This is a genomic window from Shewanella sp. BJSY2023SW001 (assembly GCF_047314685.1).
In the GTDB taxonomy this organism is placed as follows: domain Bacteria; phylum Pseudomonadota; class Gammaproteobacteria; order Enterobacterales; family Shewanellaceae; genus Shewanella; species Shewanella indica.
Window position 1 is genome coordinate 1 of sequence record NZ_JBKORF010000006.1, and the last position, 12,116, is coordinate 12,116.

10 protein-coding genes and 2 tRNA genes are annotated in these 12,116 nt (G+C 52.8%); 10 read left to right on the forward strand and 2 right to left on the reverse strand.

What is annotated here, in order from left to right:
- Window position 1 precedes the first annotated feature (1 nt).
- The 5 genes from ACMHXH_RS00575 to ACMHXH_RS00595 all read left to right on the forward strand — a co-directional run bounded on the left by ACMHXH_RS00575 (window position 2) and on the right by ACMHXH_RS00595 (window position 4,136).
- A tRNA-Ser gene (locus ACMHXH_RS00575) sits at window positions 2-93 on the forward strand.
- 46 nt (window positions 94-139) lie between these two features.
- A tRNA-Arg gene (locus ACMHXH_RS00580) sits at window positions 140-216 on the forward strand.
- A 690-nt stretch (window positions 217-906) separates the two neighbouring features.
- Window positions 907-1,173, forward strand: a complete 267-nt coding sequence (locus ACMHXH_RS00585) for an OadG family transporter subunit (RefSeq protein WP_101096055.1) — start codon at window positions 907-909, stop codon at window positions 1,171-1,173.
- Between the two features lie 26 nt (window positions 1,174-1,199).
- Window positions 1,200-2,993 carry a sodium-extruding oxaloacetate decarboxylase subunit alpha gene (oadA, locus tag ACMHXH_RS00590; protein WP_226685149.1) on the forward strand — a complete coding sequence of 598 codons (1,794 nt, stop codon included), beginning with the start codon at window positions 1,200-1,202 and terminating at the stop codon, window positions 2,991-2,993.
- Between the two features lie 9 nt (window positions 2,994-3,002).
- Complete coding sequence (locus ACMHXH_RS00595) at window positions 3,003-4,136, forward strand: sodium ion-translocating decarboxylase subunit beta (protein ID WP_039034392.1); 1,134 nt, start codon at window positions 3,003-3,005, stop codon at window positions 4,134-4,136.
- A 173-nt stretch (window positions 4,137-4,309) separates the two neighbouring features.
- Here the strand turns inward: ACMHXH_RS00595 and ACMHXH_RS00600 are convergent, their stop codons facing one another.
- Window positions 4,310-4,477, reverse strand: a complete 168-nt coding sequence (locus ACMHXH_RS00600; RefSeq protein ID WP_177192625.1) for a hypothetical protein — start codon at window positions 4,475-4,477, stop codon at window positions 4,310-4,312.
- 28 nt (window positions 4,478-4,505) lie between these two features.
- A complete protein-coding gene (locus ACMHXH_RS00605) occupies window positions 4,506-5,492 on the reverse strand; it encodes a hypothetical protein (protein WP_071477250.1) in 987 nt (328 codons plus the stop codon).
- A 213-nt stretch (window positions 5,493-5,705) separates the two neighbouring features.
- Here ACMHXH_RS00605 and ACMHXH_RS00610 point away from each other — a divergent pair, with 213 nt between their 5' ends.
- The 5 genes from ACMHXH_RS00610 to ACMHXH_RS00630 all read left to right on the forward strand — a co-directional run bounded on the left by ACMHXH_RS00610 (window position 5,706) and on the right by ACMHXH_RS00630 (window position 12,049).
- Entirely contained in the window at window positions 5,706-6,131 is a 426-nt protein-coding gene (locus ACMHXH_RS00610; RefSeq protein ID WP_039034390.1) for a YqaA family protein, read from the forward strand.
- A gap of 38 nt (window positions 6,132-6,169) precedes the next feature.
- Window positions 6,170-9,025, forward strand: coding sequence for a pitrilysin family protein (locus tag ACMHXH_RS00615; RefSeq protein WP_335912853.1), 2,856 nt, complete (start codon window positions 6,170-6,172; stop codon window positions 9,023-9,025).
- A gap of 300 nt (window positions 9,026-9,325) precedes the next feature.
- Complete coding sequence (gshA, locus tag ACMHXH_RS00620; protein ID WP_335912860.1) at window positions 9,326-10,891, forward strand: glutamate--cysteine ligase; 1,566 nt, start codon at window positions 9,326-9,328, stop codon at window positions 10,889-10,891.
- On the forward strand, window positions 10,888-11,313 hold the full coding sequence (locus ACMHXH_RS00625) for a hypothetical protein (protein WP_039034387.1): 426 nt from the start codon (window positions 10,888-10,890) through the stop codon (window positions 11,311-11,313). The genes gshA and ACMHXH_RS00625 overlap by 4 nt, the downstream gene beginning before the upstream one ends.
- A gap of 103 nt (window positions 11,314-11,416) precedes the next feature.
- Window positions 11,417-12,049, forward strand: a complete 633-nt coding sequence (locus ACMHXH_RS00630; protein WP_413737494.1) for a hypothetical protein — start codon at window positions 11,417-11,419, stop codon at window positions 12,047-12,049.
- Window positions 12,050-12,116: the final 67 nt, after the last annotated feature.

The following is a 12,116-nucleotide window of genomic DNA, read 5'->3' on the forward strand; positions in this document are numbered from 1 at the left end:
CGGAGAGGTGGCCGAGTGGCCGAAGGCGCTCCCCTGCTAAGGGAGTATGGGCTTTATCTCCCATCGAGGGTTCGAATCCCTCCTTCTCCGCCATTCTTTACTATACTCTGAGAGCCAAGCTTTCTGAGTTCCGGATTAAGCGCATGTAGCTCAGCTGGATAGAGTACCTGGCTACGAACCAGGCGGTCGGAGGTTCGACTCCTTCCATGCGCACCAAATAGCAAAGAAGTAAGACGCCCCGCAATCGCGGGGCGTTTTGCTATCTGACTCTTACCCGTTTGTAATTACTTTCCTGTGGTGTTTTATCCGAAAACTTGCCCGCGGAGATACAGGTTCATTTGCGCCTTGCGATAAAGTCCTCCTCTGGGCCTTACACCTGCTTTGCTTACCATTTCGCTGTTGCTTCAGGCTGCGGCTGCTAACCGGGCTGATTGATTTTTAGGGAATCCATCACGGACAACTTCACCGCGGGAAGCGAACTTACCCGGATAAAATTAACGGCTCCCCATTTATATTCATAATGCCTCTATGTTGAAGCTCACTGGTCTTACAGACATTCTCTATGTCAGCTTTACTTCATATTGATAGTGTCATTGTCTTTTCCTTAAAAACTCAAGATGAATATTTATGAATCATCATCCTCTTTGAACTTTTATTGATTTATTTTGGTATGACCAATTTACATGGGTAGGGGTTGTTTGTTATAGATTGGTTATCGTTTTTGACCTAAGTCACATAGTCTGGCAGAGGCTGGCCTGCTAGGCTAAAACATCTAATGACAGAAAATCATATTTTTTCGCATATTTATTATTGGTGTTAGCTCCTGGGGGAGTGAGCGTTATCGCCCCAAGCAAATCATAGACAGGAAAAGGCCTGCCAATCTGTTAACAAAATGAGGAAGATATAATGTCGCTTTCTGAGCAACTCTTGGAAGCCGTGGGGATTATGCTGCTTGGTATGGGGCTGGTTTATCTGTTCTTGGGGCTGCTGATTTTGGGGATCAGAGTATCGGCACGCTATTTGGCCCCCAAACCCAATTTGGAACAGAGTCAGTCACAAACTCAGGGCATGGGAGGGGCGCAATTCACAGTCGCGCCCCAGGCCGGTGCGCCCACGCCGCAACAGTTGGCAGCTATTAGCTGTGCCATTCACCAATACCGCAAACAGGCTTAACTGCCGTAATCTGATGGATAAGAAAGATGAGTAAAGCTTTAGCATTAACCGACGTTGTCCTGCGGGATGCTCACCAATCATTATTGGCAACCAGAATGCGTATCGACGATATGTTGCCAATCGCCGCCAAGTTGGACAGTGTTGGCTTCTGGTCCCTGGAATCCTGGGGCGGTGCTACCTTCGATGCCTGTATCCGTTATTTGGGTGAGGACCCCTGGGAGCGGATCCGGGCGCTGAAACAGGCCATGCCCAATACCCCGCAGCAGATGTTATTGAGGGGCCAGAATTTGCTGGGTTATCGCCATTACAGTGACGACTTGGTGACCCGGTTTGTCGAGCGCGCCCATGAGAGCGGGGTCGATGTATTCCGGGTGTTCGATGCCATGAATGATGTGCGCAACTTGCAAGCGGCGCTGAAAGCCGTGATTGATGTTGGTGCCCATGCCCAGGGCACAATTTCTTATACCACAAGCCCCGTACATACACAGCAAACCTGGCTGACGATGGCCAAGCAGCTGGAAGACATGGGCTGCCATTCACTCTGTATCAAGGACATGGCCGGTTTGCTCAAGCCGATGGAGGCCTTTGAGCTAATAAGCCGCTTGAAGTCGGAAACCGATCTCTTGATCACCATGCAGTGCCATGCCACCACAGGGTTATCAACCGCAACCTATCAAAAGGCGATAGAGGCCGGGGTCGATGTGCTGGATACTGCCATTTCTTCCATGAGTCAAACCTATGGTCACAGTGCCACCGAAACCTTGGTTGCCATGGTCGAAGACACCGATAGGGCAACAGGCTATGACTTGGCGCTGCTGGAGGAGATTGCCGCCTATTTCCGTGAGGTCAGAAAAAAATATGCCCGTTTCGAAGGGGCACTCAAGGGTATAGACTCACGCATTCTGCGGGCTCAGGTGCCGGGTGGCATGCTGACCAATATGGAAAACCAGCTCAGAGAGCAGGGCGCCGAGGACAAGCTGGATCTAGTGCTCGAGGAGATCCCCAGAGTGCGGGAAGATCTGGGTTTTATTCCGCTGGTGACCCCCACCTCTCAGATTGTCGGTACTCAAGCGGTAATCAATGTGCTGATGGGTGAGCGCTATAAGTCGCTGACCAAGGAGACGGAAGGAGTACTCAAGGGCGAATATGGCGCCACCCCGGCCAAGGTCAACAGTGAATTGCAACAGCGGGTGTTGCAGGGGGCGGAGCCTGTCAGTTGTCGCCCGGCTGATCTGCTCGCACCCGAGCTTGAACATTTGCGGGCCGAACTGGCCGAAAAAGCGTTGGCGCAAGGTCTGAGCCTCAGCGAAGAGCGCGATGATGATGTGCTGACTTATGCCCTGTTCCCGCAAATCGGCCTGCAGTTTATTAAGAATCGTGGCAATCCTGCGGCATTTGAACCCAAGCCAGAATTGGAAGCTCCTCAGCCACAAGCAACTCAAACCAAGGCCGGTGGTCGTCAACCGGAGGTTTATACCGTGGATGTGCAGGGCCAGCGCTTTGTGGTGCAGGTCAGTGAAGGCGGTGATATCAGTCAGGTTGCGCCTTTGCCTGTGGCTGAGCCGCAGGCTGCCCCTGTGCAGGCTTCTGCTGTTGCCTCAGGCCCGGAACTGGAGATGAGCGCGCCGCTTTCCGGCAATATCTTTAAGGTACAGGTGGCCGCCGGAGACAGCGTTCGCGCCGGTGATGTCGTTATCATCCTCGAAGCGATGAAGATGGAAACTGAGATCCGGGCTCAGGCCGATGGTGTTGTTAGCCGCATCCTGGTCAAGGAAGGCGATGCCGTCAGCGTCGGTACCAAGCTGTTGGCACTGGCCTAAGGAGCTATGATGGACGGTTTACTCGCTTTTTGGTCCGAGACGGGAATAGCGCACTTTACCTGGCCGCAGGCCTTGATGATGTTGGTCGGCGCCTTGCTGTTGTATCTGGCAATAGTGCGCAAGTTTGAGCCATTGCTGCTGCTTCCCATCGGTTTCGGCGCCATTTTGGCCAATATCCCCAACGCAGGTTTTACCGAGGAAAATGGGCTGCTCTACTATGTTTATCATGTGGGCATAGATACCGGGGTTTTTCCGCTGCTGATCTTTATGGGGGTCGGCGCCATGACAGACTTCGGTGCCCTGATAGCCAACCCCAAGATGCTGCTGTTGGGAGCTGCTGCTCAGTTCGGGATCTTCGCCACCCTGATTGGTGCGATAGCCCTGAACCTGGTGCCCGGGTTTGAGTTCAGTATGCAAGATGCCGGTGCCATCGCCATCATAGGCGGCGCCGATGGCCCCACGGCCATTTTTCTCGCCTCCAAACTGGCGCCTGATTTGCTGGGAGCCATTGCGGTGGCGGCATACTCCTACATGGCTTTGGTGCCGCTCATTCAGCCTCCCATCATGCGGGCCTTGACCACGGAAGCCGAGCGGCAGATCAAGATGGAACAGCTGCGGGAAGTCAGCAAGAAGGAGAAGATCATCTTCCCCCTTATGGTGCTGGGAATGACCATACTGTTTTTGCCGACGGCGACCCCCCTGGTGGGCATGTTCTGCTTAGGAAATCTGATGCGTGAGTCAGGTGTGGTGGATAGACTTTCCAACACGGCGCAGAACGAACTTATCAATATAGTCACCATTTTCCTCGGGTTGGCGGTGGGTTCCAAGCTCTCGGCCGAGCAGTTTCTTCGGGTCGAGACACTGGGGATCTTGCTGCTCGGGGCAGTGGCTTTCAGCATTGGCACCGCTGCCGGGGTCTTGATGGCCAAGCTTATGTGCAAACTCAGTGGTGGTAAGGTTAACCCCTTAATCGGTGCCGCCGGGGTCTCGGCCGTTCCCATGGCCGCCAGGGTGGTGAATAAGGTGGGGCTAGAGGCCAATCAGCAAAACTTCCTGTTGATGCACGCCATGGGCCCCAATGTGGCAGGGGTGCTGGGCAGTGCGGTCGCTGCCGGTATTCTGCTGGCGGTATTGGGCAATTAAGCGTTTTGCTCGCTGAATCCCTGAGTTCAATGACGTTGAAAGATAACCGGCGTAGCCAGTGTGCCGCGCCGGTTATCTGTTTTAAGGCTCGCTAGAGAACAATCCGCAACGAACGGGTTTTGGTACTCTCTGGGTCAGTTCAAGCACTCATTTTAAAGGCTTATATCAAAAGCTTAGGCCGTCAGCCAGATGGCTAATGACAGTAGGGCAATCAAGGCGCCACTGACGCCAATTATCCAAATAAAACCGCGTTTCCCCTGCGCCAAAGGGACTTTATTGAAGTGTAAAAACGCCATCCAAAATAGGGAAAGGATAATAGGCAGAAACAAGAGACGGGCCATGATTGCTCACTATTCAAAGAGATATGGCTTAATCATAGACTGGGATACTCCCGGAGTACCAGTCAGATGCTTGAATATTGCTCGCTGCAATGCCTTTATCTGCCAGCACCTGAATTAACATCTGTCTCAGTTTCTTGGCTTGGGCAATGGCTTGCTCTACTTGCGGCAGGACATCTTCGAATTTGTCTTTGAAAGGGTCAATGGGGGGCGTAGCTAGTTCCATCACCACAGATTTGCCGGAACGTTTGATCACGAGTCCAGTGCTTGCAAATGCACCGAAGGCTTGCGTGAGCATATCAAGCTGCTCGGCCGCGCCCAGAAACATGATTTTGACCAGGCTTCCGGCCAATTGATGAACGATGCGGATATGTTTATTGGGCAGCAGCGGATAGAAATGCAGCCAAGAATGTCCGGCGGCGCGGTTTTTGGGGGTTTCCGGGTTCAACTCCGGGTGATGTATTTTCGCAAACTCAAGATAACACCTGGCAAACTCTGTGACTTCGGGGCTAATGCTGGGCAGGTATCCGCGTCTTTGCTTGCTGATGCTCTCGGCCATAAGCCGTGCTCGGTACCATACCCCTTGGGCGACAAAGTATGCCATGATTTCCTCATAGGCGATGGTTTTATCATAGGGCTCATTGTTGGATGTCAGGTACTTTTGTGGAGCCAAGAGACAAGTGCGAAAATCAACCCAATGGCCCTGTTCTATCCCATGTTCGCCGCGATAGCGATACCTTAATCCTTGTTGCTGTTGTGGCGTTGCATCTATCTTGTTTTCGATAAGAATGGCTTGATGGGAGCCGTCATTGGCGTTGAAAATCAGCACGAGATCCGACTCGCCGTATTGATTGTGAATGACAGAATGCCAGGCGCCGACAAACTCTACGGCGTGGGGGAATTCATACACACGGGAAGCCAACCAATTGCAGAAGGCCGTTGAGGTGTGGAATTCCTCCAGCAACATCAAATCAATATCCCGCTCCTGAACAGATTGAATAAAGTTCAGCTCCTGCATTTAAGACTCCTTTCTTTGTCCCTCTTCGGGCGGGTTTTGCCCGCTAGCTGTTACTGTTTTATGGCGATGTTATGCTGGAATGCTTGAGACTTAGCTGGGCAAGGGCGCCATTTTCTTATATCTTTCAGCACTAAAAAATCAGTCTTTATCCATTTATCTTTAAAGTCCGCCTGGACGGGCCTTTGATTCAAGCAGTATGCAGGAAGGTATCTTATGTGGGAACTCTGGCTGATGTTCAGCGGTGCTTTTTTGGCTGCGACACTGCTGCCAGGAGGCTCGGAAGTCTTGTTGCTGGCTTTGCTGGACAAGCAGCCGGAGATGGCATGGCCGCTGCTGCTTAGCGCCACTATAGGCAACACCTTGGGGGCCTTGAGCAGCTATCTACTTGGGCTCTTGGGGCGCAAGGCGGTCACGCCTGAGCAACTCGACAGCGGTCGCCACAAGCAGGCGCTGGCGTTGCTGAAGCGCTACGGTTATTGGGCCTTGTTACTTTCCTGGGTGCCGCTTATTGGCGATATTCTGTGCCTTTTAGCAGGTTGGATGAAACTTCCTCTTACAAAATCCACTCTGATGATTTTGACAGGCAAGGGCCTGCGCTATTTGATAATTGTGTTGTTGGCTTTAGAGTGGCTGCAATGAGTTTTTTGAGTTTGGTTTCTGGTTGAAGGAGTAACATTTTGAAGAAATGGTTATTGGCAGCGGCAATTTCGGCCGCATTGGCGGGTTGCTCAGTGCAAACCGAAACAGGATTGGCTGAGGTTTCCTCGGTACAACTGCCGGCAGGAGTGACTCTCATCGAGTCGGTCACCCCCAAGGCCGGTGAAGTCGGTATCCCTTACAGCAAGTATCGCTTGGCCAACGGCCTGACCGTGATACTGCATCAGGACAATTCTGATCCTCTGGTGCATGTGGATGTCACCTATCATGTGGGCTCGGCCAGAGAGCAGGCCGGACGCAGTGGTTTTGCCCATCTGTTTGAACATATGATGTTCCAGGGCTCTGCGAATGTGGCCGATGAACAGCATTTCAAGATAGTCACCGAGGCCGGCGGCACCTTGAATGGCACCACCAACACAGATCGCACCAACTATTTCGAAACTGTTCCCAGTAATCAATTGGAAAAAATGCTTTGGCTGGAGTCGGATCGCATGGGTTACCTGCTTCCGGCCCTGACCGACAAGAAATTTGAAGTGCAGCGGGAAACCGTGAAAAACGAACGGGCCCAGCGCATCGATAACCGTCCTTATGGGCGGATGAATGAACGTTTCAATCAGGCGTTTTATCCCGCCGGTCATCCTTATTCCTGGCCTGTTATCGGTTGGCCGGAGGATCTCGACCGCGCCACGCCTGACGATGTAAGACACTTCTTCCAACGCTGGTATGGCCCCAACAATGCCACTCTGACCATAGGCGGCGATATAGATACCGCGCAAACATTGGCCTGGGTCAGCAAGTACTTTGGAGATATTCCCAAAGGGCCTGAAGTCTTAGCCGATGCCAAGCCTTTGGTAACGCTGGACAAGAGCCGCTATATCTCGATGGAAGATAAGGTCCATCTGCCACTCATCCGCATGGCTTTCCCAACCGTTTATGCCCGTCACCAGGATGAGGCTGCGCTGGATCTGTTGGCCAATATTCTTGGTGGTGGCAAGACCTCGCTGGTTTACAAGAATCTGGTGAAAGATGGTTATGCGGTGCAGGCCGGGGTCAGTCATCCTTGCCAGGAGCTTGCCTGTCAGATGTCCATCTACGCCTTGGCCAATCCGGCCAAGGGTGGAGCTCTGGCGCCGATAGAGGCCAAGATCCGCGAATCGATTGCCGAATTTGAACAGCGGGGCGTCACAGATGAGGATCTGCAGAAGGTCAAGGTGCAGTTCCGCGCCGACAGTATCTTCTCGCTGCAGAGTGTCTCGGGTAAGGTGTCCAACCTGGCCTATAACCAGACATTTGCCGGTGATCCCAATCAGATAGCCAAAGATTTGGCCCGCTATGATGCAGTGACCAAAGAAGATGTAATGCGGGTATTTAAGCGCTATATCAAGGATAAGCCCAGTGTGGTGATGAGCGTTGTGCCCATGGGTGCCAAGGCGCTGGTGGCCAAGGCCGATAATTTCACCCCGCCTGAGCCAAGGGTTGCCGCCGAAGCCGTTGCCGGGTTGCAGCAGGCCGTAAGTGCCAACAGCAGTTTCGATCGCAGTAAGATCCCCGCTGCCGGCAAGGCGCCCTCCATGCAGGTGCCCAAGCTTTGGTCTGCCCAGCTGAACAACGGTATCAGTGTCATGGGCACTGAAAGCCATGAAACGCCCACTACCGAGCTGGTCATCTACCTCAACGGCGGTCACAGACTGGTGCCGGTGGAAAAGGCCGGGCTCGCCGGTTTGACGGCGGCCATGCTCAATGAGTCCAGCGCCAAACGCAGCAGTGAAGAACTGGCTCAGGCGCTGGAGCTGCTGGGATCTTCCGTGGTGTTTGACAGTAGCGGTTATCAAAGCAGCATCCGGATCTCGGCCTTGACCGAAAACCTGGATAAGACCCTGGCGATAGTCGAAGAAAGGCTGTTTGAGCCAGGCTTCAAGGAAGCCGATTTCGAGCGGGTAAAACAGCAACAGTTGCAGAGCCTGCAACATCTGGCATCGGATCCCAACTATCTGGCCGAAGAGGGATTCAGCAAGTTGCTGTTTGGCAGCCAGACCAGTCTCGGTGTCAATGATAACGGCACGCTTGAGAGTGTCAGCCAGCTGACGCTCGATGATATCAAGGCTTTCTATAAGGAGCAGTATCGCGCCGGTAACGCTCAACTGGTGGCGGTAACCGACCTGCCACGCGAGCAGTTAATCGGCAAGCTCAAGGGATTAGAGTCCTGGGGCGGTCAGGCGGTGTCTTTGCCGGCCTTGAGTGAGCTGCCCGAGGGCAAACCCGGAGTGGTATTCCTTATCGATAAGCCGGGAGCGGCCCAGTCGGTTATCAGCATAGGCAAGCGCGCCCTGCCTTACGATGCCACGGGCGACTTCTTCAAGGCTTACTTGATGAACTATCCTTTAGGCGGCGCCTTCAACAGCCGTATCAACCTTAACCTCAGGGAAGACAAGGGCTACACCTATGGTGCCCGCAGCTTCTTCAGTGGTGGGATTGAGCAGGGCTACTTCAAAGCGGGTGCCAGCGTTCGCAGTGATGTCACCGACAAGGCGCTGGCCGAGTTTATCAAGGAGCTCAAGGCTTATCATGATAAGGGGATGACGACACAAGAGCTTAACTTTATGCGGGCTTCTATTTCTCAGGGTAAGGCTTTGGATTATGAAACGCCTTACCAAAAGGCCGGTTTTATCCGCATGATCCAGAAGTACGGTCTGAGCGATGATTTTACCGCCCGTCAGGATGAGATTATCAATGATGCCACGCTGGGCAGCCTCAATGAATTGGCCAAAGAATGGTTGGATCCTGCCAGCATGCAGATATTGGTGGTCGGGGATAAAAATCTTATTGAGCCCGGGATTAAGGCAATGGGTTATTCAGTGATCAATCTGCCCTTGTAAAACGGCCACTTTGACCCCATATTGATCTTAACCGCAGCGGGTTACGACTCGCTTGCCACTACGCAAGGCGGTGATGCTTGAAAGGGCATCACCGCCTGTGTCTTTTAAATTACACTTGCCTGAAAGGCCGCTTAGGCTTTATTTTTGGGCAACCGTCACACAGAGCAGTCCTGTGCCTTTTGGTGCTGAATACCAAAAGATGAAAGCGGAGCAGGTATGCCCGGGTCTATTGGCCAGATAAAGGCTTAGGCCGCCCAAGCAGAGAACAAGAATTTGAAGTCATTTACCGAATCTGTCGCAATGCTCAAAGGAGCCGAAGGTCGCGCCGCACTTAAGGATATGCGCCGTGGGATTGAGCGAGAAGCCTTGAGAATTGATGCCAGCGGGCACCTGGCTATGGATGGTCACCCCAAAACCCTGGGCTCGGCCCTGACTCACTCGCGGATCACAACCGATTACAGTGAGGCGTTGCTCGAGTTCATTACGCCGGTTACCCACAGCATAGATGAGCTGCTCACCGGCCTCACCGAAACCCATGCTTTTACTCTCAATCAGCTTAAGGGACAACAGCTTTGGCCCGTGAGCATGCCTTGCTATGTGGGCGACGAGAAGGATATTCCCATTGCCCAATATGGCAGTTCCAATGCTGGGCGGATGAAGACCCTCTATCGCAAGGGGCTGACCTACAGATACGGCGCCTTGATGCAGATCATCTCAGGGGTGCACTTTAACTTCTCGGTTTCTGATGAGCTTTGGGATTTACTCTATGCCCAGAGTGATAAGTCGGTTTCCCGTTGTGATTTTATCTCGGAACGTTACTTCGGCCTTATCCGCAACTATCGTCGTTTGGTGTGGGTGCTGCCTTATCTGTTTGGTGCTTCGCCGGCGTTGTGCCACTCTTTCATCAAAGAGCAGCAGACAGAGCTGGATTTTGAAAAAATGGGCCTTGGCACCCTGTATCTACCCTGGGCCACCTCACTGAGAATGAGTGATTTGGGTTACACCAATAAGGAACAGGAGCGGCTCAGTATCAGCTATAACTCGCTGGCGGATTACCTTCAGGGGATCCGTGCCGCCATCAAGATGCCTTCGGACAACTTTGCCAACATAGGGGTGAAAGTCGACGGCGAATATCGCCAGCTCAACGCCAATGTGTTGCAGATAGAAAATGAGTTCTATGCCCCCATTCGCGCCAAGCGGGTGACCCGTAGCGGTGAAAAACCCTCCGAGGCGTTGGCAAGAGCCGGGGTGGAATATATCGAAGTGCGGGCGCTGGATGTAAACCCCTTCAGTGCTATAGGTATTGAAGCCTCTCAGGTGCATTTTCTGGATCTGTTCCTGCTCTACTGTTTGTTGAGTCCTTCGGCGACCACAGACGCCGCCGGTGAGCAAGAGATAGGCGCCAATCTTAAGGCCGTGGTGCTGGAAGGGCGTAAACCTGGTTTGATGCTGAATCAAAATGGCGTGCCTGTGGAGCGCGAGCAGTGGATGCTAGCTCTGTTTGCCGAGTTGCAGCAATTGGCCGAGCTGCTCGATGGAAAAGATGACGACCAATATCAACAGGCGCTGGCCAAGTGGCATCAAGCCGTTATCGACCCGAATGAAACCCTGTCTGGGCAGGTGATGAAGACCCTGGCGGAAAAGGGGCTGGATCACGGCGCCTGGGTGATGGCATTGGCAAAAGAATATCAGCAGCAGCTGCTGAATTATCCGCTGAGTGCCGCGGCGCTGGCTTCTTTTGAAGCTGAAGCCCAGGCCTCAATCGAGAGTCAGTTGCAGTTGGAAGCCGCAGAAGGTTTGAGTTTTGATGATTTTCTGGTTCAGTATTTTGCCGATGAACCAGCCAAGGAAGCAGTCAGTCAGTGAAGTCTTTGTTGTTAATCTCGGCCGCAGCAGTGTTGCTGTCGGCCTGCGCCAGTGCTCCTGAGCCCGGGCGCGAATGTGGTACGGTTTCAGGTTATCTGGAGCCGGATCGGGAGCAGCAGTTTTATCGCCTGGTGGTCACCCATCTTGATGGCCAACCTGTGATCTCTAAACCCAACTATCAGTTACCACCGGGTGAACACAGTTTTACCGTCTCTGAGCTGATAGATTCACCTGAGCTCAAGGTACGGCTGTCGGCCCGCACACCCAAGGAACTTAAGTTGCAGGTGGAAGCCGGGCAACGTTATCACCTGGCGGCCAAGTTCAATACCGACAGGCGCTATACCGGCAAAGATACCGACTACTGGGAGCCTGTGGTTTGGCAACAGGAAGTTCATGAATGTGAACTGCCTAAGACACAATAAAGCTCACTTTTTCAGAGGCTCAGGTTGCATTTGATGTTTGACTCGGGCGACACTGAGCCCAAGTTCAACCCAAGGCCTGGCCTTTGAAAACTGTGAGATTTTCGTGAAGCAACAGTTGTTATCCAAATTTTTCCCGGTGCTCGCCATTACCGCCTCCCTGTTTTTGGGCGGCTGCGCCACTTCGCCTCCCAAAGATCCCGATAATATCTGCGCCATCTTCAAAGAGCACAGATCTTGGTACAACGCCGCCAAGGATGCCCGCGAAAAGTGGGGCGTTCCCGTGCATGTGCCCTTGGCTATGATGTATCAGGAGAGCTCCTTCAAGCATAATGCGGCGCCACCTATGGAATATTTCTTGTGGATCATTCCCATCGGGCGCGCCAGTGACGCTTATGGTTATGCCCAGGCCAAGACCATGACCTGGGACGATTATGTGCGTGAGACCGGCAACAGCTGGGCCAGTCGCAGCGATTTTGATGATGCAATGGATTTTATGGGCTGGTTTATCTACAAGAGCCATAAGATCAATGGCGTGTCCAAGTGGGACGCCCGTAACCAGTATCTCAATTATCACGAAGGCTGGGGCGGCTACAAACGTGGCAGTTACCGCAGCAAGGCCTGGCTGGTGCGAGTGGCCGATAAGGTGGACAATCGCTCCCGTCGTTATGCTGCCCAGTACAATCAATGCAAGGAAGATTTGGACGCCTCTTGGCTTTGGCGTTTGTTCTTCGGTTAATGCCCTGAGAATACGAGTCGATAATTATTGGATAATCATTGCAAAGGATTGACCGCTTATCTGGGTT